22 protein-coding genes are annotated in these 20,167 nt (G+C 65.6%); 11 read left to right on the forward strand and 11 right to left on the reverse strand.

All coding sequences use genetic code 11. The features are described 5' to 3' along the window. Nucleotides 1-4: 4 nt before the first annotated feature. Nucleotides 5-631 carry a hypothetical protein gene (locus ACP15H_RS24660; RefSeq protein ID WP_425068772.1) on the forward strand — a complete coding sequence of 209 codons (627 nt, stop codon included), beginning with the start codon at nt 5-7 and terminating at the stop codon, nt 629-631. Between the two features lie 76 nt (nt 632-707). Here the strand turns inward: ACP15H_RS24660 and ACP15H_RS24665 are convergent, their stop codons facing one another. The 3 genes from ACP15H_RS24665 to ACP15H_RS24675 are packed head-to-tail and all read right to left on the reverse strand — an operon-like array spanning nt 708 to nt 2,964. Beyond that, nucleotides 708-1,688 (reverse strand): Bug family tripartite tricarboxylate transporter substrate binding protein, encoded by a 981-nt coding sequence (locus tag ACP15H_RS24665; RefSeq protein WP_425068773.1) that lies wholly within the window; start codon nt 1,686-1,688, stop codon nt 708-710. An 11-nt stretch (nt 1,689-1,699) separates the two neighbouring features. Continuing rightward, nucleotides 1,700-2,107, reverse strand: a complete 408-nt coding sequence (locus ACP15H_RS24670) for a hypothetical protein (protein ID WP_425068774.1) — start codon at nt 2,105-2,107, stop codon at nt 1,700-1,702. Between the two features lie 23 nt (nt 2,108-2,130). Beyond that, nucleotides 2,131-2,964: a pyruvate, water dikinase regulatory protein gene (locus ACP15H_RS24675; RefSeq protein ID WP_425068775.1), complete on the reverse strand. Its 834-nt coding sequence runs from the start codon at nt 2,962-2,964 to the stop codon at nt 2,131-2,133. A gap of 331 nt (nt 2,965-3,295) precedes the next feature. On the opposite strand from ACP15H_RS24675, the gene hemE reads away from it, so the two are divergent. Genes hemE through hemJ form a run of 3 tightly spaced genes read left to right on the forward strand, consistent with a single transcriptional unit; the run spans nt 3,296 to nt 5,802 of the window. Further along, nucleotides 3,296-4,336, forward strand: a complete 1,041-nt coding sequence (gene hemE / locus ACP15H_RS24680) for a uroporphyrinogen decarboxylase (RefSeq protein WP_425068776.1) — start codon at nt 3,296-3,298, stop codon at nt 4,334-4,336. A 9-nt stretch (nt 4,337-4,345) separates the two neighbouring features. Beyond that, nucleotides 4,346-5,377 carry a ferrochelatase gene (gene hemH, locus ACP15H_RS24685; RefSeq protein ID WP_425068777.1) on the forward strand — a complete coding sequence of 344 codons (1,032 nt, stop codon included), beginning with the start codon at nt 4,346-4,348 and terminating at the stop codon, nt 5,375-5,377. Beyond that, a complete protein-coding gene (hemJ, locus tag ACP15H_RS24690; protein WP_425068778.1) occupies nt 5,377-5,802 on the forward strand; it encodes a protoporphyrinogen oxidase HemJ in 426 nt (141 codons plus the stop codon). Before hemH ends, hemJ begins: the two co-directional genes overlap by 1 nt. On the opposite strand, the gene ACP15H_RS24695 is transcribed toward hemJ, so the two are convergent. Further along, the gene (locus ACP15H_RS24695; protein WP_425068779.1) at nt 5,789-6,736 is read right to left on the reverse strand and encodes a LysR substrate-binding domain-containing protein; all 948 of its coding nucleotides are present in this window, start codon (nt 6,734-6,736) and stop codon (nt 5,789-5,791) included. The genes hemJ and ACP15H_RS24695 overlap by 14 nt on opposite strands. Nucleotides 6,737-6,838: 102 nt before the next feature. Between ACP15H_RS24695 and ACP15H_RS24700 the strand changes: the two genes are divergently transcribed. From ACP15H_RS24700 to ACP15H_RS24710, 3 genes are read left to right on the forward strand one after another with little or no spacing between them, the layout of a single operon-like run. Further along, entirely contained in the window at nt 6,839-7,387 is a 549-nt protein-coding gene (locus ACP15H_RS24700) for a phosphonopyruvate decarboxylase (protein WP_425068780.1), read from the forward strand. Between the two features lies 1 nt (nt 7,388). Further along, nucleotides 7,389-8,015: a thiamine pyrophosphate-dependent enzyme gene (locus ACP15H_RS24705; RefSeq protein WP_425068781.1), complete on the forward strand. Its 627-nt coding sequence runs from the start codon at nt 7,389-7,391 to the stop codon at nt 8,013-8,015. Between the two features lie 9 nt (nt 8,016-8,024). Next, nucleotides 8,025-9,161, forward strand: a complete 1,137-nt coding sequence (locus tag ACP15H_RS24710; RefSeq protein ID WP_425068782.1) for a C45 family autoproteolytic acyltransferase/hydolase — start codon at nt 8,025-8,027, stop codon at nt 9,159-9,161. Between the two features lie 142 nt (nt 9,162-9,303). On the opposite strand, the gene ACP15H_RS24715 is transcribed toward ACP15H_RS24710, so the two are convergent. The 4 genes from ACP15H_RS24715 to ACP15H_RS24730 form a co-directional block, all read right to left on the reverse strand. Continuing rightward, complete coding sequence (locus tag ACP15H_RS24715; RefSeq protein WP_425068783.1) at nt 9,304-10,095, reverse strand: enoyl-CoA hydratase-related protein; 792 nt, start codon at nt 10,093-10,095, stop codon at nt 9,304-9,306. A 5-nt stretch (nt 10,096-10,100) separates the two neighbouring features. After that, entirely contained in the window at nt 10,101-10,469 is a 369-nt protein-coding gene (locus tag ACP15H_RS24720) for a nuclear transport factor 2 family protein (protein WP_425068784.1), read from the reverse strand. A gap of 15 nt (nt 10,470-10,484) precedes the next feature. Further along, the gene (locus ACP15H_RS24725; protein ID WP_425068785.1) at nt 10,485-10,847 is read right to left on the reverse strand and encodes a hypothetical protein; all 363 of its coding nucleotides are present in this window, start codon (nt 10,845-10,847) and stop codon (nt 10,485-10,487) included. Nucleotides 10,848-10,909: 62 nt separating this feature from the next. After that, a complete protein-coding gene (locus ACP15H_RS24730) occupies nt 10,910-11,815 on the reverse strand; it encodes a LysR family transcriptional regulator (RefSeq protein ID WP_425068786.1) in 906 nt (301 codons plus the stop codon). Nucleotides 11,816-11,918: 103 nt separating this feature from the next. Here ACP15H_RS24730 and ACP15H_RS24735 point away from each other — a divergent pair, with 103 nt between their 5' ends. Then, nucleotides 11,919-12,050, forward strand: coding sequence for a hypothetical protein (locus ACP15H_RS24735; RefSeq protein ID WP_425068787.1), 132 nt, complete (start codon nt 11,919-11,921; stop codon nt 12,048-12,050). Between the two features lie 21 nt (nt 12,051-12,071). Further along, nucleotides 12,072-12,569: a DinB family protein gene (locus tag ACP15H_RS24740; protein ID WP_425068788.1), complete on the forward strand. Its 498-nt coding sequence runs from the start codon at nt 12,072-12,074 to the stop codon at nt 12,567-12,569. Nucleotides 12,570-12,654: 85 nt separating this feature from the next. On the opposite strand, the gene ACP15H_RS24745 is transcribed toward ACP15H_RS24740, so the two are convergent. Beyond that, entirely contained in the window at nt 12,655-13,245 is a 591-nt protein-coding gene (locus tag ACP15H_RS24745; RefSeq protein WP_425068789.1) for a TetR/AcrR family transcriptional regulator, read from the reverse strand. A 70-nt stretch (nt 13,246-13,315) separates the two neighbouring features. Here ACP15H_RS24745 and ACP15H_RS24750 point away from each other — a divergent pair, with 70 nt between their 5' ends. Next, the gene (locus ACP15H_RS24750) at nt 13,316-14,548 is read left to right on the forward strand and encodes an MFS transporter (RefSeq protein WP_425068790.1); all 1,233 of its coding nucleotides are present in this window, start codon (nt 13,316-13,318) and stop codon (nt 14,546-14,548) included. On the opposite strand, the gene ACP15H_RS24755 is transcribed toward ACP15H_RS24750, so the two are convergent. Together ACP15H_RS24755 and ACP15H_RS24760 are read right to left on the reverse strand one after the other, a co-directional pair. Then, nucleotides 14,535-17,720, reverse strand: coding sequence for an efflux RND transporter permease subunit (locus ACP15H_RS24755; protein WP_425068791.1), 3,186 nt, complete (start codon nt 17,718-17,720; stop codon nt 14,535-14,537). The two genes, ACP15H_RS24750 and ACP15H_RS24755, sit on opposite strands and share 14 nt — an antisense overlap. A gap of 9 nt (nt 17,721-17,729) precedes the next feature. Continuing rightward, on the reverse strand, nt 17,730-18,875 hold the full coding sequence (locus tag ACP15H_RS24760) for an efflux RND transporter periplasmic adaptor subunit (RefSeq protein WP_425068792.1): 1,146 nt from the start codon (nt 18,873-18,875) through the stop codon (nt 17,730-17,732). Between the two features lie 241 nt (nt 18,876-19,116). Here ACP15H_RS24760 and ACP15H_RS24765 point away from each other — a divergent pair, with 241 nt between their 5' ends. Continuing rightward, nucleotides 19,117-20,145 carry an amino acid ABC transporter substrate-binding protein gene (locus ACP15H_RS24765; RefSeq protein ID WP_425068793.1) on the forward strand — a complete coding sequence of 343 codons (1,029 nt, stop codon included), beginning with the start codon at nt 19,117-19,119 and terminating at the stop codon, nt 20,143-20,145. The last annotated feature ends 22 nt before the right edge of the window (nt 20,146-20,167 follow it).

The raw sequence follows: 20,167 nt of genomic DNA on the forward strand, positions 1-20,167 counted from the left end.
GCCCATGGGATTTCTGCTTCTCATCGTCGGGATTTTGCTCGCGACTTCGACCTTCTTCTACTTCATGCATCTGTCGGGACGTGAGCAACGACCTGCAAAGCCACGCCGGCAATATCATCTCGAATCGTCCTCATCGAAGGAGCGTCTGCTCCTCTGGAGTCCGGCTCTCTCCGCCGTAGCCGCGATGATCGTGTTTTCGGTACCGCCGCTCTACCGGCTTGCCGAACCTTCACTCCGCGCCGTTCTCTATCGGATCTGCAGCTCTTCCGTGCCCACCCTGTGGTGCTGGAAACAAGCGTGGCCGACTTCCTGGTTCCTTGTCATCCATGCGACTGCCTATCTCTGCTTCATCGGCATGTCTGCCTATCTCGCCTTCTCGATCATGACGGAGCGAATTCCCAAGCCACGTCACTATGTCGAAGGCTCCTTTCCGTTCGGACTATCGTTGGCCAGCGCAGGTTTCTGGTTGTTCATGGTCGCCGGCGGCCAATTCATGCTGCAGACCAGGCTGGGACACCTATTCCCCTTTCTCGGCCTGGTCTTCTGCGTTGGATTCCTCTGCGTCGCTCTCAGCTGTCTGCGCACGATCGCAATAACGCTGAAACATCGGCGGCCTCGAACGTCGACTTGAGCAGGCGGCGGATTGTTCCGCCGCCTGCTGTCGTTAACAGATCCTGACAAATGCTCTGAATGACAGCCAAGGGCCGTCATTCCGGCTTGAAGTTGGCTTCCTTCAGCAGAGCAGTGTTCGTCTCGACTTCCGACTTGATGAAGGCGGCGAATTCCTTCGGCCCGCGGGCCGTCGGGACGATGCCGAGCGAAGTGGTCTTGTCGATGAACGCCTTGTCCTTGGAGACTTCGGCCATGCCCGCAGCCAGCCTGTTCACGATCGGCTCGGGCGTATCCTTGGGCGCCCACACGCCGTACCAGGAACTCAGATTGAAATCCTTCAGACCCACTTCCGCACTCGTCGGAATGTTGGGCGCGAGCGGCGTGCGCTCCTTCGACGTCACGAACATACCCTTGGCACGACCCGACGTGGCGAGCGGCAGCAAGGCGGTCCACGGGTCCATGAAGAACTGGACGCTGCCCGCCATCAGGTCGGTATTGGCAGGCGCGGTACCCTTGTAGAAAATCTGGTCGAGGGGGATGCCGATGCGCTTCAGCCAGGCGAGCATGGCGATGTGGCCGGCGGAACCGCCTGACGAGATCGCGACGAAGAACTTCTTCGGCTCCTTCGCGACCGCGGCCATGGTGGCGGCATAGTCGTTGCCCGGCACATTGTTGTTGGCCAGCAATACAAGCGGCGCCTCACCGGCCTGGGCGATGGCGCGGAAATCCGTCTGCGGATCGTAGGGACAGGACGGCACGACGGTCTTGCCGAGAACGAACAGGCTCGCATTGAACAGGATCGTGTAGCCATCGGGTTCGGCGCGACGAACCATCTCCGAACCGATGGTGCCCGAGGCGCCGCCGACATTCTGGATGACGATCTGCTGGCCGAGCTTGTCCGACAGGAACTGCGCCGTGATACGGCCGAGACCGTCCGTGCCACCGCCCGGCGGGTAGGGCACGATCATCTTCAAGGGCTTGTTCGGGTAATCCTGGGCGAGGGCAGAACCAATGGACGGAACGGCGAGAAGAGACGCGCCTGCGGCGCCCAGCACGGTCCTACGACGAAGTTTCATGGAAAACGGCCTCAGGGTTGCACAAAGACGGAAGATGCACACACTGTGCCACCTTCCGCCTCGCAAATCGTGTGGGAAACGCGTCTTTCGCTGACTTCCCCGCACGGCACACCCAGCGCCCGGGAGGTGTCCAGATGCTGGCGGAGGGTGGCCCGCTGGCCCGGAGCGATGGGAGCCGGTACGCCCTCGCGATAGGCGGATTTCAGTTCGACGGTGCGTTGCCGGCCGTCGCGCAGCGCCAGCACGACATCGACCTGGAGATAGTCGATGGTTTCGCCCGATCTGTTCTCGACCACGAGGCTCGGCACGCAGTTGCCGTAGACATTGGAATCGCTGCCGCGCGTCACGGCGATACCGTTGGCGGCCAGGACCGCCGTACCCGAGAGAACCAAACTCAACGCACCAAAGGCTGCCTTCATGGTCGCCTCCTCAGTCCGTGTACCTACTGCGTCTGGAGCCTCTGCTCGCGGCGGGTCGCCAGCATCTGAAGGATCGCCGCGGCCGTCTCCTCGATCGAGCGCCGCGTCACGTCGATGGTCGCCCATTTGCGGCGGGCATAGAGGCGGCGCGCTTCCTGGATCTCGCCCTGCACCGTGTCCATGTCGGTATAGTCCGACTCGGTGTCCTGCTGCATGAGGCGCAACCGGTTGACGCGGATCTGCACCAGCCGCTCGGGATCGGTGATCAGGCCCACGATCAGCGGTCGCTTTGCCTGCTCGAGTTCGATCGGCGGCGGCACAAGCGGCACCAGCGGCACGTTGGCCGCGCGCACGCCGCGATTGGCGAGATAGACACAGGTCGGTGTCTTCGAGGTGCGCGAGGGTCCGACCAGGATGACGTCGGCATCCTCGAGGTCGTGCGTCGACTGGCCGTCATCGTGCGCCAGCGTGTAGTGCATGGCGTCGATCCGGTCGAAATAGCCCTCGTCGAGCTGATGCTGGCGGCCCGGCCACTGCTCGCTCTTGGAATGGAAATGGACGGCCAGCACACTCATCGCCTGATCGAGCACGCCGACGCAGGGAAGCTGCAGACGCCGGCAATGATCGCGTACGACGTCGCGCAACTCGGGATCGACCAGCGTATAGAGAACGGGACCGCGGTCGCGCTCGACCGCCTGCATCACCTTTTCCATCTGCGCCGGGGAACGCACCAGTGACCAGACATGCTCCTGGACGAAGATGCCCTCGTACTGGACGAGACAGGCGCGCGCGACACTCGAGACGGTCTCACCGGTCGAATCGGACACGAGATGGACGTGAAAATTGCGGTTGGCCACGAATCTATTTACCCCACAGCGACGCCGGGAGAAACGCGGGATTGCTGCGGGCATTCCGGGGACAAACGGGGCGGCTGTCCAAACCGAGCCGATTCGGGACCCGACTCGCCTCACCCGTCCAACTTGTCGTCCCCTGCGTACACCTTGGGATGAATGACCTGCGAGTCGGGAATCAGGCCCGGGAGTCGCGTGGAATCGGTCCGATCCGGTCCACAGGCCCCTGGGGAACGATCACCAATAGGGCGTATCCCCACGTGCCACAGGCCCTACTACTGCTACTACCTAATATGAATAGAGTAGAAGGAAGCATGAGGGACAGAGCTTGAGCAGTGTGAACCCGAGGGGGAAGTTCCTCGAGACGTTGGCCGGAACCAGGCATCCGACGCCGCCCATCTGGCTGATGCGTCAGGCCGGGCGGTATCTGCCGGAGTATCGCGCCGTGCGATCGACGACCCGGTCGTTCCTCGAATTCTGCTACACGCCCGACAAGGCCGTCGAGGTGACCATGCAGCCGATCCGCCGGTTCGGCCTCGATGCGGCGATCATTTTCTCCGACATCCTCGTGGTGCCCGATGCCCTCGGCCAGAAGGTCTGGTTCGCGGAAGGCGAGGGACCGAAGCTCGAAGCGCTGACCGATCCCTCGCAATTCGGCCGGCTGTCACGAGCGCGCCTTCAGGAACATCTCGCCCCGGTCTATGAGGCGATCCGCCGGACGCGCGCCGAGTTGCCGAAGGACACGGCACTGCTGGGGTTCGCCGGCGCACCGTTCACGCTCGCCTGCTACATGATCGAAGGCAGCGGCAGCAAGGATTTCGCCAAGGTCAAGAAATGGGCCTATGCACATCCCGAATCCTTCAAGCTTCTGATCGATCTCCTCGTCGAGGCGGTGGTCGATCATCTCGGGCACCAGGTCGAGGCCGGCGTCGATGCGGTCCAGCTCTTCGATTCCTGGGCCGGTGTCCTGCCGGAGGAACAGCTCTTCCACTGGTCGCTCGATCCGATGGTTCGGATCGCCAAGGCCTTGCGCGAGCGTCATCCCGACGTGCCGATCATCGCCTTTCCGCGCGCCGTCGGTCCGGCGGCTTTGATGTATCGCCTGCCCGAAACGTTCAGTGCGCTCTCGCTCGACACCGGCATCGGCGCGCATTGGGCAGCCAAGGAAATCCAGCCGCACATCCCCGTGCAGGGCAATCTCGATCCGATCATGCTCGTCGCGGGCGGCGAGGCGATGGAGCGCGAGGCGAACCGCATTCTCGACAAGCTCGGGCACGGCTCCTTCGTGTTCAATCTGGGTCACGGCGTGGTGCCGCAGACGCCGCCCGACAATGTCGCGCGTCTGGTCGAGATCGTGCGCAACTGGAAGCCGGGCTGAGATCACGCAATGAAGATTGCCATCGTCCTGTTCAATCTCGGCGGACCGGATTCGCCTGAGGCCGTGCAGCCGTTCCTGCGCAACCTGTTCAGCGATCCGGCGATCATCTCGCTGCCGTCGTTCTTCCGGTTGCCGCTGGCACGGTTCATTTCAAGCCGTCGTGCGCCCAAGGCCCAGGCCATCTACGCTCAGATCGGCGGCAGCTCGCCGATCCTCGGCCAGACCGAGGCCCAGGCCCGCGCCCTCGAAGACGCGCTGGGCCCGGAGCATGAATGGCGCGGCTATGTCTGCATGCGCTACTGGCATCCGATGACCGATGCCGTCGTGCGCTCGGTGAAGCGCTTTGCACCTGACCGCATCGTCCTGCTGCCGCTCTATCCGCAATTCTCGACCACGACGACGGCCTCGTCGGTGAAGGCCTGGAAGGAAGCGGCAACGGCCGCGAAGCTCGATGTGCCGACACAAACCGTCTGCTGCTATCCCGACGAGGACGGATTCATTTCGGCTTCCGTCGATCTCGTGAAGCAGGGCCTCGCCGAAATGGGTGATCGCCCCGCGCGCGTGCTGTTCTCGGCGCACGGGCTTCCCGAGAAGATCGTCAAGGCCGGCGATCCCTACCAGGCGCAGGTCGAACGCAGCGCCAAGGCGATTGCCGAACGCATCGGCGGTCTCGACTGGTCGGTCTGCTACCAGAGCCGGGTCGGACCGTTGAAATGGATCGGACCCTCCACCGATGCGGAGATCCACCGGGCCGGCAGCGACGGCAAGGCCATCGTGCTCTATCCGCTGGCCTTCGTGTCGGAACATTCCGAAACCCTGGTCGAACTCGACATCGAATATCGCCATCTCAGCGAGAAGAACGGCGTGCCGGCCTACGTTCGCGTGCCGACCGTGGGCACGCATCCCGCCTTCATCGCGGGTCTCGCCGACCGCGTCCGCGCCATCCTGACCGAACCGCAGATCGCGATCTGCCATGGCGCGACGTCGATGCCCTGCAATGGCAGCCATCGCGGATGCCCGCTGATCGCCGGAGCAGCCTGATGCTCTACGAGGTGTTGAAGGCGCTGCACATCATTTCGGTCATCGCCTGGATGGCCGGGCTGCTCTACCTGCCGCGCCTGTTCGTCTATCACGCCGATGCCGAGAAGGGCTCGGTGCAGAGCGAGACCTTCAAGACCATGGAGCGGCGCCTGCTGCGCGGCATCATGAACCCGGCGATGATCCTGACCTGGACCTTCGGTCTGTTGCTCTCCTGGCAGGGCGAGTGGTGGCATGCCGGCTGGTGGCACGCGAAGTTCACGCTCGTCTGCGGCCTCACCGTGGTGCATCACCTGTACGGTCGCTGGCGCAAGGCATTTGCGGAGGACCGGAACGTGCGACCGGCGAACTATTATCGCTGGTGGAACGAGGTGCCGACCCTCCTGATGGTCGCGATCGTCTTCCTGGTGGTGCTCAAGCCGTTCTGAGTTGTCCGCGACCGAGCAGTCGTCCGGGCCAGATCTTCCGCTCGACGTGATCGGCAACGATGTCGGCGATCGTCTCGCCGGCAAATCGTGTGAGGCGTGAGACCGGCCGGTCGGCCGGATACGACAGGACCAGCTGCCGGACCGGCGCCGGATCGGTCAGAGGTGCTGCGGCCAGGCGGCCAGCGGCGATGTCGTCGTGAATGGGCGACAGCGGCAGGATCGTCCAGCCATGACCATGACGCACCAGATCCTTCAGGGTCGCGTAGGAATCGGCTTCGATGGCGATGTGCAGCGCGATGCCGGCTTCCACGGCGCACTGCTCGACGATCGTTCGCAAGCCGTGGCGCGTGCTGGGCAGGAGGATGCGCTTGCCGTCGAGGTCCTTGAACGGGATCGAGCGTTCGCCCGAGAGGCCTGAGTCGGGCGGTCCGATCAGGAACAGGTTCTCGAGCAGCAAGGGCTCCGACCGAAGCGACCGGACGGAATTCGGATCGTAGAGGATGGCGACGTCGATCTCGCCGCGATGCAGCCAGTCGAGCAGATGGCCCGTATAGGCGCCGACCAGCCGCAGCTCGACCTGCGGGTGGCTCTTTCCGAAAGCCGCGACCAGCGGCAGCGAGAGGATGTCGGCCACGGTCGGCGGAAAGCCGATGGAGATGCGGCCCCGCAGGGGGGCGTCGAGATCGGAGGCCGTGGCGCGAATCTCCTCCAACTCGGTCATGACGCGCGTGGCGTGTTCCAGGATCTCCCGGCCCTTGTCGGTGAGGACCATGCCTCGGCCATGGCGGGTGAACAGCCGGACCGACAGCTCCTCCTCCAGCATCCGGACCTGGCGGCTCAGCGCAGGCTGGGCGATGCCGATCCGGTCAGCCGCCTTGCTCAGGCTGCCGAGCTCGGCGACATGGATCAGGGTGCGAAGTTGGGAAAGCTCCATCGAGCGATACAATATAGTTATATCTGTTCATTCCCAACGGTCGTCGAGTTTCGTTGGCGTTATAGCTAATGTGCCCGCCGACTTGAGCCGGATGGGAGAAACATGACCGCCGCCCCGACGCAGCCTGCCGCTTCCACAGTTGATTGGCGCGACCAGATTTTCGAGGTCTTCCAGGACCATGACGTGAAGCAGGTCTATCACGTGCCCGACGCCGGCCATGGACGGCTGATCGAGGCCTGCCAGAAGTCGAACTCGATCCGCACGCTGGCCCTCACGACCGAGGAGGAGGGCATTCCGCTGGCCGCCGGCGCGTGGCTGGGTGGCCAGCGCTCGGTGCTGCTGATGCAGAGCTCGGGCGTCGGCAACACCATCAACCTGATGGGCATGCCCAAGACGCTGCGCTTTCCGTTCCTGACCCTGATCACGATGCGCGGCGACTGGGGCGAGTTCAATTCCTGGCAGTATCCGATGGGCCAGGGCACGCCCAAGGTGCTCGAGGCGATGGGCGTGCTGCTCTACTCGGTCGACAATGCCGCCGAGGTGAAGACCACGGTCGACGCCGCCGCGCGCTCGGCCTTCAACGGCGGCCAGGCTGTCGCGGTGCTGCTGCGCCAGAAGCTGATCGGCATCAAGAATTTCGGGAAGAAGTGAGATGACCACGCAAGCGCAAAAGGCCACGCTGCAGCGCCGCCCGCTGGTGAAGCAACTCCTCGACGGCGCTGGCGACGACCTGCTGGTGATCGCGGGCCTCGGCTCGTCGAACTGGGACATCACCGCCGCCGGCGACCGTCCACTCAACATGCCGCTGTGGGGCTCGATGGGCGCGCCGGTCGGCATGGGCCTGGGCCTCGCCCTGGCGCAGCCCAGCAAGCGCGTGCTGGTCATCACCGGCGACGGCGACATGCTGATGAGTCTGGGATCGCTGGCCACCGTGGCGACCCAGATGCCGGAGAACCTGGCGATCGTCGTGCTCGACAACGAGAAGTTCGGCGAGACCGGCAACCAGGCCACCCACACCAGCCCGCGCAACAACGGCCCGACCGATTCGGGCGCCGGCACCGATCTCGCCATGATCGCCCGCGGCTGCGGTATCGCCGACGCCACGACGGTGCGTGAAGCCGGCGAGGTCGCAGAGTTCGTGAAGGACGTGCGCAGCAAGAAGGGGCCGGTGTTCCGGCTCGTGAAGGTCATGGTAGAGAAGCTGGAGTTCGTGATGCCGCCGCAGGATGGCGCGCATCTCAAGGACCGTTTCCGCCAGGCCCTGCTGGGTCACCCTTAAGAGGCTCCTATGACCGACTACGCTCCCTTCCCGCTGATCGATCTCTCCGGCGGTCCCAGGGAGCGGGGGCGGATTCACGGCAAGGCCGCCTCGGATCGCTTGAAGCGCGGCGCGAAGATGTACGCCGAGTCGCTGCTCAAGACGGGCGTCGACTGGAAGGAACTTGAGCGGCGCGCCGAGGCGATGGTGCCGCTGATCGACAGGTTCGATCCGACCTACACCGAAGAAATGCGCGGCATCGCCGAGGGCGCGAACGAACCTTTCGCCGCCGTCGTCCTGATGAACGCTCGCACCGAGATGGTGGTCGCGGCCCGCAAGCAGCAGGCCGCCAAGCACTTCCCCGACGGCTGCACCGCGGCGCTCGCTCTGCCCGAAGCCAGCAGCGATGGCGTGCTGCTGCATGGCCAGAACTGGGACTGGCGGTCGGAATGCGCCGAGACCGGCGTGGTGCTGCGCATTCGTCGCGACGATGGGCCCGATATCCTGACCTTCACCGAAGCGGGTGGCCTTGCGCGCTCGGGCCTCAACTCGGCCGGTATCGGCCTCACGGCCAACGCCCTGGAATGCGACCGTGACTATCAGCGCGGGCAGGGCGTGCCGCTGCCCTTCATCCGCCGCAAGGTGCTGGAGGCGGCCCACCTCGCCCATGCGGTGCAGACCATCGTCTCGACGCCCAAGCCCGGCTCCAACCACATGGCGGTGAGCCATTGCGATGGCGAAGCCTTCGGCTTCGAATGCGCGCCCGACGAGACGTTCTGGATCGCGCCCGACCGCGGCCTCTACGTCCACGCCAATCACTGGATCGCCGATTCGGCGCGCGCCAAGGTGAAGGACACCGGCCTCGCCGAGACGCCGGACTCGATCTATCGCGACAAGCGGGTGCGCGACCAGCTCTCGCCCAAGCGCGGCAAGCTCACCCTGGAAGATTTCCGTCAGGCCTTCTTCGACGATTGGGGCACGCCCTATTCGGTGTGCCGCCCGCCCCGGCTCAATTCGCGCGGCGTGTCGACGGCTACGACCGCGATGATCCTGATGCGCCCCGCCGAGGGCCATCTCGAAGCCTGCCCGATGCCGGCGCTGAACCGCCAGTTCACGACCTACACGCTGACGCCGGATCGCACGGCGCAGAAGCAGGCGGCGGAGTAGATCGCTGTCGTCCTGCGCGCAGCGAAGGACCTGACGGAGCGGACAAAGGACTGTGTTGCTGGCGCCAGATCCTTCGCTGCGCTCAGGATGACAGGAAAAGAAAAGCCGTCGTCTCGGCCGGAGCGGAGAGACGACGGCTTTTTTACCCCGGATACCAGGAAGGCTTGCGCTTCTCCGTGAAGCTCGCGAGGCCTTCGGTGGCTTCGTCCTGCTGGCGGGTGCGGGCGTGCTCGTCGATCAGGTCGCGCAATTCGCCCTCGTCGATGAAGGCGCGGGCGGAAGCGAGCGAGCGCAGCTTGGTCGCGGTGGTGGCGCGCGGCGCGTTCATCAGGACGGATTCGACGATCTTCTCGCCGGCTTCGGCAAGACCGCCCACCGGGCAGACTTCGTGCACCAGTCCGAGACGGCGCGCCTCGTGGGCGCCGAAGCGTTCGCCGGTCAGCGCGTAGCGGCGCGTCTGGCGCAGGCCGATCGCCTGGCAGAGCTGCGGCAGGATGATGCCGGCCATCAGGCCCCATCGCGTCTCGCTGATGGAGAAGAGAGCATCCTCCTGGGCCACGACGACGTCGCAGGCGGCGGCGATGCCGGTGCCGCCGCCGAAGCAGCCGCCCTGGATCAGCGCGAGGGTCGGCACGGGGCAGGTGTCGAGCCGCTTCACGGCCTCGGCGGTGAGACGGCTCACCTTCTCGTTCTCGGCGGGCGATTGCCTGGCGACGCCGGTGATCCACGACAGATCGGCGCCGGCCTGGAAATGCTTGCCGTTGCCGCGCAGCACGACGATGCGCAGGCCGCTCTCGGCCCCCAGCGCATCCATTGCGTCGTGCAGGCCCTGGATGAGGTCGCCGTTATAGGCGTTGTTCACCTTGGGCCGGTTCAGCGTGACGGTGGCTACGCCGCGGCGGTCGATTTCCCAGAGGACGGTATCGTTCGACATCGCAATCACTCGGCCTTCATGTAGCTGTCCTTGAGCGCGATCTTGCCGTCCTTCACCTCGTAGAGGTCGATGCCGTAGCGATCGAACGGCTTGCCGGCATGGTCGATGCCGGTGGCGCGGAAGGTGCCGAACAATTTGTCGCCGGCGCGATGGATGCTGGCCTCGGAGAAACGCACCTCGCGATGCGCCGTGCTCTTGTCGGCGAAGTGCGCGCGCAGGGCTTCCTTGCCCTTGAGCACCCGACCGGTCGGCGCGCCGCCGGTGTTCAGGCGCCATTCGAAGTCGTCGGTCACGCAGTCGGCAATCGCGTCGACATCGGCCTTGTTGAAGGCCTTGCCGAAGCGGCGGAACAGGTCGTCGATGGCGTCGGCCATGAGATACTCCTTGGTCTACTTGAGCAACGATCCGAAGCAGAGCGCGATGTCGTTCTTTACGCCGGCCTGCGTGACCGCGGAGAGGTCGTAGCGCGAGGTCTTGCACTCGGAGGCCATGACCTCGATCTCCTTCGTCTGCACGTCGCCGCGGTAGCGCAGCAGGCGGGTGTCGGACGCTCCGCTGGTATGGATGGTCAGCATGAGGGTCGGGCCGCTCTCCGGCGCGGTCTTCTCGTCGGGCGAGAATTCCAGGGTCGAGATATTGGCGTCATGGCCGGCATGGCGCAGCGCGCCGACGGCCTCGTCGAGTTCGGGCCGGATGATGTCGCGGCACTTGACCCAGAAGGCCTGCACGAAAAGGTCGGTCTCGGTGTCCATCTTGCCTCCCCACGTTTGTTGGACGGGACCCTAGCATCATCCCGCCGGCTAAATCTCCACCTCTAGATCTCCCACGGCGGCGGTGAGAATTTCTCGAGGATGAAATCGATGAAGGCCGTCACCTTCGGCGCGAGGTGCCGGCGGTGCGGGTAGACCGCATGGATCGGGATCGGCTGTTCGGCCCGGAACGCCTCGAGCAGCGAGACCAGCTCGCCGTTCTTGATCGCCGAAGCCACCGTCAGGCGGGTGAGGCGCACGATGCCCAGCCCCTGCAGCGCCAGCCGCATCTGGGCCTCGCCCTCGGTGACGGCGACCCGGCCGCCGACCTCGATCTCGCGGATCTCGCCGTCGATGCGGAACGGCCAGCGGTTGAGATAGGTGCGATCGCGCGAGACGATACAGTTGTGGCGGGTCAGGTCTTCCGGCCGCTGCAGGGGGCGACGGTTCCTGAGGTAGGCGGGCGAGGCGCAGACCAGCCGCACATCCTCGCCGATCTTGCGCGCCATGAAGCTGGTATCCGCCAGTCGCCCGATGCGGATCGCCACATCGACCCCTTCCTCGATCATGTCGACGACGCGGTCGGTGGGCATCAGCTCGAGCTGCAGCAGCGGATAGCGTTCGAGGAACTCGGCGATCACGGGCGCCAGCTGATGGGTCGAGAAGGCGAGCGACGTCGTGACCTTGAGCAGTCCGTGCGGCGTGCCGCTCTGGCCGCTGATCTGGTTCTCGAGGGTCTCGATCTCGCCCACGATACGCCGCGCCGTCGCGTAGAAGGCCTCGCCCTCTTCGGTGAGGTTGATCGCCCGTGTCGTGCGCTGGAGCAGCCGGACGCCCAGCCTGGTTTCCAACCGGGTCACCAGCTTGCTCACGGCCGACGGGGTCAGGCCGAGACTGGGAGCGGCGGCGGAAAAGCCTTTGGAATCAACGACCCGGACGAAGGCCGCCATTTCGCTCGCGTGATCGATCATTGCGCTATTGATGAATAGTATTCACGAGTGTTCGTCATACACTCCGTATTAACCGCTGGGAAGAACGGAATTAGGTTCCTTTCAACCCTTGGAGGTCTTTCCCATGTTTACGACGCCTTATCCCAGCATTGCCGAACGTCGCGCCCTCGAAGCCCGTGCGCTGCGCCTGCGGGGCGCTGCCGTGGCGGGCCTGATTCGCCACTTCGCCCGCTGGGTTTCCGCCGCGGCTCGCTAACCTCGCGTCGCGGGGCAGGCCATGAGCGGGATCTGGGCGCAGTACGCCCGCTACAACCGGCTGGCCAACGAGAAGCTCTATGCGGCCTGCGCCGGACTCTCCGGCGCCGAGTACTGCCGCGATCTCGGCGCCTTCTTCGGCAGCGTGCACGGCACGCTGAACCATCTGCTGCTGGGCGACCGGATCTGGATGGCCCGCTTCGAAGGCGGCTCGCATGTGTCGACGGGCCTGGGCGCGGTCCAGTTCGAGAAATTCGAAGCGTTGCGCGCGGAGCGCGAGCGCCTCGATCGTCACATGGAGCATTTCTTCGCGAACCTGCCCGACGGTTTCGAACGAGGCAGCGTGCGGTACGTCAACAATTCCGGTTTCGACACCGAGGATCCGTGGTCGTTGATCCTGCCGCACTTCTTCAATCACCAGACCCACCACAGGGCCCAGGTGCACACGCTGCTCTCGCAACTGGGGCACAAGCCGCCGGTCCTTGACCTGCACCGCGTGCTGCGCCCCGATCCGACGTAACTTCTGCTTGTCGTCCTCAGCGCAGCGAAGGACCTGGCGGAACGACCACAGTACTCCTTGGCGAACGTTAGATCCTTCGCTGCGCTCAAGATGACAAGGGGCGGGGAGTCCTGCGAACAGAGGACACACCTGCCGCTTTCAGCAACACGATTGCCGCCTCCCGCGCCGCCGCCGCGACCTTGGGATCGCCGCGCACGATGGCGGCGGCGATGGCGCCGTCGATCAGGATCTGGAGCTGCATCGACAGGGAGTCGGCGTCCGCGATGCCGAGCTGCTGCAACAGCACCTGAAACCAGGTTCGCCGTTGTTCCTTGAAGGCCAGCGCGATCCTGTTGGCGGCGTGTGCCGGCTCCTTGAGTTCGGCCACGGCGTTCACGAAGGGGCAGCCGCGAAACACGCCGGTCGCGATGGTGCGCTCCAGCCGGTCGAAGGCGCCCAGGATCTGCTCCAGCGGCGGCCGGTCGGACGGCGGCGCGGGTTTCAGCCGTCGTGTCAGGTAGGCCACGATCAGATCGTCCTTCGACGGGAAGTGATTGTAGAGCGTGCGCTTGCTGATGCCGATCTCGGCCGCGATCGTGTCGACGCCGACGGCGCGGATGCCCTGGCCGTAGAACAGCCGGTCCGCCGTCTCGAGGATGCGTTCCTGCATCGCTGCCCTGACATCCGCTCTCGCCATGCCGTCTTGACCCCTTTCCGGCGCCGCTTTTAGATTACACAGACCTGTGTAATATCCGGAAGGCGGCACGATGACCACCCTCAAGGACCTGCGGCCCGTCCTGCCGATCCTGATCGGCGCCTCGGTGATGTTGAGCCTCGGCATGGGGGTGCGCCAGAGTTTCGGGCTGGTGATGCCGTCGCTGACGCGCGACATCGCGCTTACGGTTTCCGACTTCGCCCTGGCCATGTCGGTCCAGAACCTCGCCTGGGGCTTCCTGCAGCCGGTCGCAGGCGCCCTCGCGGTTCGCTTGGGCTTCCGGCCGATCATGGTCGGCGGCGCAGTGCTCTACATTGGCGGACTGGGCCTGTTCGCCATGGCGGACGGCCTGAGCGGGGTGATGCTGGGCGGCGGCGTGCTGATCGGCATGGCGCTGGCCTGCACCGCTTCGGCCATCTCGCTCGCCGTGGGTGCGCGCGCGGTGCCCGCGAAGTCGCGCAGCTTCGTTCTCGGGGCGATCACTGCGACGGGATCGCTGGGCGCAATGCTCTCGGCGCCGCTCGGCCAGACTCTCACGACGGAGTTTGGATGGCGCGCCGGGCTGCTGGGCTTCCTCGCCCTCACGCTCTTCATGCTGCCCGCCGCCTGGATCGCCGGCCGGGTCGACCGCCTGGCGCCTCCCGTGCCCGCCACGGGCGACATCAGCGCCGCCTCTCCGCGTGTGGCGCTCAGGACCGCACTCCGCACGCCGTCCTTCCTGGTGATGACGGCGGCTTACTTTGTCTGCGGGATGCAGCTTCTGTTCATCACCACGCACCTGCCATCCTATCTCGCGATCTGCGGCATGGATCCGTCGCTCAGCGCCGGCGCGCTGGGCGCGATCGCGCTGTTCAACGTGTTCGGCAGCCTGTTCTTCGGCTGGGCCGGCGGTCACTGGTCCAAACCCGGTCTGCTGGGCGGGATCTACATCGCCCGTTCGATCGTACTCGCCTGCTATTTCGCGATGCCGCCGACGCCGGCCAGCACGCTCGTTTTTGCCTCGGCCATGGGATTCCTGTGGCTGGGCGTCGGGCCGCTGGTCGCCGGTTCGGTCGTCGAGATGTTCGGCCTGCGCTGGCAGGCGATGATCCAGGGCGTCGCCTTCATGAGCCACCAGATCGGCAGCTTCGCAGGCGCCCTGGGCGGCGGCCTGCTGTTCGATGCGCTGGGCTCGTACGACCTGGCCTGGCGCCTCGGGGTCGCGATGGGGCTCACCGCCGGCATCGTGCAGGTGGCCTTCGCGCTGATGCGCCCGCCACCCGCGCCGAGACCTATTGCGGCTTGAAGTCCGGCTTGATCTCCTGCTTGCGCCACTTGAAGCGCAGCTCGGCCAGGCCGACGGAGAGCACGTAGAAGACCGGCGTGAAGATCAGGCCGAAGATCGTGACGCCGATCATGCCCGAGAACACGGCCGTTCCCAGCGACTGCCGCATCTCCGCGCCGGCGCCCGTGCTGATGACCAGCGGTACCACGCCCAGGATGAAGGCGAGCGAGGTCATCAGGATGGGACGCAGGCGCGTCTTGGACGCTGTGACCGCCGCGTCGAACCGGTTCATGCCCTGCTCGTGCGCCTGCTTGGCGAACTCCACGATCAGGATCGCGTTCTTCGCCGCCAGACCGACCAGCACGACGAGGCCGATCTCGACCAGGACGTTTCGGTCGAGGCCGCGGATGTTCACGCCGATCATGGCCGCGAGGATACACATCGGCACGATCAGGATGACGGCGAGCGGCAGCAGCCAGCTCTCGTAGAGCGCCGCCAGCAGCAGGAAGACGAACAGCACCGCCAGCCCGAAGGCCAGGATCGCGGTATTGCCGGCAAGCTTCTCCTGCAGCGCGATCTCGGTCCATTCGAAGCCGAAGCCGGAGGGCAGCACCTTCTCCGCCAGCGCCTCCATCGTGGCGATGCCCTGGCCCGACGAGTAGCCGCGTTGCAGGGCCACCTGCACCTCGGCCGCCGGATAGAGGTTGTAGCGGGCCACGCGGTAGGGACCGGTGATGTCCTCGAAGGTCGCGACGGCGCCGATCGGCACCATCTCGCCGCTCACGCTGCGTGTCTTGAGATTCTCGACGTCGCGCAGGGTGAGGCGATAGGGATTGTCGGCCTGAACGGTGACGCGGTAGGTGCGGCCGAGGATGTTGAAGTCGTTGACGTAGGCCGAGCCCATATAGGCCGACAGCGTCTCGAACACGCGCGCGATCGGCACGCCGAGCTGCTCGGCCTTGGTGCGGTCGATGTCGGCGTAGATCTGCGGCGTGCGCGTATTGTAGAGCGTGAAGGCCTGGGTGAGGCCCGGCGCCTGTCCGGCGGCGCCGGCCAGCGCCCAGGTGGCGCCTTCGAGGGCGGTCAGCCCGCGCGACGCGCGATCCTGCACGTAGCCCTTGAGGCCGCCGCCAGTGCCGATGCCGGGCACCGCAGGCGGCTCCAGCACGAACACGAAGGCCTCGCGCAGCGCGAACATCTGGCCGCGCAGGTCGGCCAGGATCATGTCCTTGGTGATGCCCGGCCGCTCCTTGAACGGCTTCAGGGTCACGAAGATCACGCCGGTGTTGGGCGCGTTGGTGAAGGTGGCGCCGTCGAAGCCGACGAACGAGACGGCGTTCGCCACGCCCGGCCGCGACATGATGATCTCGCTGGCCTTGCGGACCAGAGCGTCCGAACGCTCGAGCGTCGAGCCGGCGGGAAGCTGCATGGCCGCGATCAGGTAGGAGCGGTCGAGCTGCGGCACCAGGCCGGTCGGAGTCGAGGCGAGGCGGTTCTGGGTGAGCGCCAGCAGGCCGGCGTAGATCACCAGCATGATGAAGCCCATGCGGATCACCCGCGCCGTCATGCGGCCGTAGAAATTCGACAGCGCCTCGAAGCCACGGTTGAAGTGGCCGAAGAACCAGTGGACCGGCCAGGCAAGCCGCTCCATCAGGCCGGGCTTGGGCTTCTCGACATGCGACAGGGCATGCGTCTTCAGCAGCAGCGCCGCCATCGCCGGCGACAGCGTCAGCGACACGAAGGCCGAGATCGCGGTCGAGGCGGCGATGGTGATGGCGAACTGCTTGTAGAAGGTGCCCTGCAGGCCGGTGATGAAGGCCGTCGGCAGGAACACCGCGATCAGCACGAGCGAGATCGCGATCAGCGCGCCCCCGACCTCGTCCATCGTCTTGTGCGCCGCCTCCTTGGGCGACATGCCCTGCGTGAGGTAGCGCTCGACGTTCTCGACCACGACGATGGCGTCGTCGACCACGATGCCGATCGCCAGCACCAGGCCGAACAGCGACAGCGTGTTGAAGGAGATTCCCACCGCGGCCATGATCGCGAAGGACCCGATCAGCGAGACCGGGATGGCGAGGATCGGGATGATGGCCGCGCGCCAGGTCTGCAGGAACAGGATCACGACGATGACGACCAGGATCACCGCTTCGAACAGCGTCGTGATGACCGCGTCGACGGAGGCCTGGATGAAGGTCGTGGGATTGTAGACGATCGTGTAGTCGAGGCCCGACGGGAAGGTCTTCTTCAACCGTTCCATCTCGGCGATGATCGCGTCCGAAGTCGCGAGCGCATTGGACCCCGGGCGCTGGAAGATGCCGAGCGCGGTGGCCGTCTTGTTGTTGAGGTAGGCGTTCAGCGTGTAGTCCTGCGCGCCCAGCTCGACGCGGGCGATGTCGCGCAGGCGCGTCACCGAGCCGTCCGGCTCGGCGCGGATCACGATGTTCTCGAACTGGTCGGGCGAGCTCAGGCGCCCCAGCGTGCGCACCGACAGGGTGAAGCCGCCCGGCGACACCGCCGGGGCCTGGTTCACCGCACCGGCCGCCACCTGGAGGTTGGCGGCTCTGAGCGCCAGCACGACTTCGCCGGCCGTGAGGTTGCGCGCGGCGACACGGGCCGGGTCGAGCCAGATGCGCATCGAGTAGTCGCGGCCGCCGAACACCAGCACGTTGCCGACGCCGTCGACGCGGGTCAGCACGTCCTTCACGTAGAGCGTGGCATAGTTCGAGATGTACTGCTGGTCGCGGCTGCCGTCCGGCGAGACCATGTGCACGACCATCATCAGGTCGGGCGAGGCCTTGCGGACCACGATGCCGAGACGCTGCACGTCCTCGGGCAGGCGCGGCTGGGCCACAGCGACGCGGTTCTGCACAAGCACCTGCGCCTGGTCGATGTCGACGCCGGGCTTGAACACGACGTTGATCGACAGGCGGCCGTCACCGGTCGACTGCGACTCGATGTAGAGCATGTCGTCGACGCCGTTGACCTCGAGCTCGATCGGCGTGGCGACGGTCTCGGCGATCACCTCGGCGGAGGCGCCGGGATAGGTCGCGGTGATGTTGACGGTCGGCGGCGCGATCTCGGGATACTCGGCCACGGGAAGGCCGCGCTGGGCGATGAAGCCCACGATCACGATGATGACCGAGAGGACCGACGCGAAGATCGGCCGGTCGATGAAGAAATGTGAAAAACGCATGGGGGGCCCTTACTTGGCCTTGGCGACGATCTCGCCCTTCTGTGGCACGACCTTCGCACCGGGCCGGACCATGGGATTGGCGAGGCCGTCGAGCACCACCTTGTCGGTGGGCTCCAGCCCGGAACGGATGACCCGCAGCCCGTCGACGATCGTGCCCAGGGTCACAGGCTTGGCCTGCACGACGTCTCCCGGGCCGACGACGAACACGATCTTGCGGGCCTGGTCGGAAATGATGGCCGAGTCGGGCACCAGCAGCGCGTCATACTCGCCGCCGAAGAGCTGCAGCCGACCGAAGATGCCGGGCGTCAGGAGCTGGTCCTTGTTGTCGACCAGGGCGCGCACGCGGATCGTGCCCGACCGCGCGGTCATCGCATTGTCGACGAAGTCGACCTTGCCGGTGCGCTTCCAGTCGGTCTCGTCCGACAGACGGATGCGGACGGGATTGGCGCCGTCCCGCGAGGAGGCGAGGGCGCCCGACAGGATCAGGCGGCTGTAGCGAATATGGTCGGCCTCGGAGATGTCGAAGACGAAGCGGATGGGATCGAGCGTCACGATCGTGGCGAGCAGCGTGGCGCCGGTCTGGCCGCCCGAGATCAGGTTGCCGGCATCGACCTTGCGGTCCGAGATGCGGCCGGCGATCGGCGCCGTGACATTCGTCCATTCGAGGTTGAGCTGGGCATTGCGCAGCGCGGCTTCCGCCGACTTGAGCTGGGCCCGGGCGACGGCGAGCGTCGACTTGCGCGAATCCTGCTCCGCCTCGGTGATGGTGCGGGATGAAATGAGGGAAGCGCCGCGACCGACCTGCAGCTCCGCGAGATCGACCTGGGCCTTGTTGCGCGCGACTTCGGCCTCCGCCGATTCGACGGCGATCTCGTAGGGACGCTTGTCGATGGTGAAGAGCGGGTCGCCGACCTTCACGAGCTGGCCGTCGCGGAAATCGATCTTGTCGATGAAGCCCGACACGCGCGCACGCACCTCGACCGACGCGACGGCCTCGAAGCGGCCAGAATACTCGTCCCACTGGGTGACACGCTTGGCGATCGGCTCGGAGACCGTAACCGGCATTGCCGGCGGGCCGCCCTGGGCGAAAGACGCGACGGGAAGTGCGCAAAGGAAAAGACTGGCAAGGGCCAGGAAGCGGCGACGGACGGACACTTGTAGACTCCCCCGCGAACATTTTGCGTCGCGAAGCCGACATGTGGTTGCAGTGCAACCCAGTGTCAATTGCTGCCGAAGTAACCGATATGCATGACAGAAACCGCATTTTCGGTGCTGGCATTGCCAGCCGGCAGAAGAGTGTTTGAAACAAATGGATCGTTTGAATTCCTAGAGATTCATTCGTTGCAGACCGACGCTTCCCCGGGATAGTCTCGGACAACTTTTTCCGGGGGATCACATGCTCAAGCGACTTCTCGCTGCCGGCGCCGCTTTCGGCGCCTTTGCCTTTGCGGCCGCCAGCGTCTCGGCGCAGACACCATCGACGCTCGAAACCGTGAAGAAGCGCGACCAGGTCATCTGTGGCGTCAATGTCGGGCTCGCCGGCTTCTCGCTGCCCAACAGCCAGGGCAAATGGACCGGCCTCGACATCGACATGTGCAATGCCGTGGCCGCCGCCGTGCTGGGCGACGCGACCAAGGCCAAATACGTGCCGCTGTCGGCGCAGCAGCGCTTCCTCGCCCTGCAGTCGGGCGAGATCGACGTGCTGGTCCGCAATTCGACCATAACGCTCGAACGCGATGCCGGCCTCGGCATCCAGTATGCCGGCATCAACTTCTATGACGGCCAGGGCTTCATGGTGCCGAAGAAGCTGAACGTGAAGGGCCTGGCCGAGCTGGCCGGCGCCACGATCTGCGTCGCCCAGGGCACGACCCACGAGTTCAACATGGCGAGCTGGTTCCGCGGCCGGAACCTGCAGATCAAGGCCGTCGTCTTCGAGAGCCAGGACGTCATGTACGAGGCGTTCTTCGCCGGCCGTTGCGATGCCATGACCCAGGATTCCTCGGCCCTCGCCTCGGCGCTGGCGACCCGCGGCAAGCAGGCCGACTACATGGTCCTGCCCGAACTGATCTCGAAGGAGCCGCTGGGCCCGTTCGTCCGTCGCGGCGACGATGTCTGGATGACCGTCGTGCGCTGGTCGTTCATGGCGATGCTCGAGGCCGAGGAGCGCGGCATCACCAAGGCCAATGTCGATGAGCAGTTGAAGTCGACCGACGCGCTGGTGAAGCGCTTCCTCGGTGTCACGCCGGGCAACGGCAAGGCGCTGCAGATCGACGAGAAGTGGGCCTACAACATCGTCAAGCAGGTCGGCAATTACGGCGAGAGCTTCGAGCGCAATGTCGGCATGGACAGCCCGCTCAAGCTGCCGCGCGGGCTCAACGCCCTGTGGACCAAGAGCGGCCTGATGTACCCGATCCCGCTGCGCTGAGGCACGCCGCGGAGACGGAACA

Source organism: Reyranella sp. (assembly GCF_965249915.1).
Classification (GTDB): domain Bacteria; phylum Pseudomonadota; class Alphaproteobacteria; order Reyranellales; family Reyranellaceae; genus Reyranella.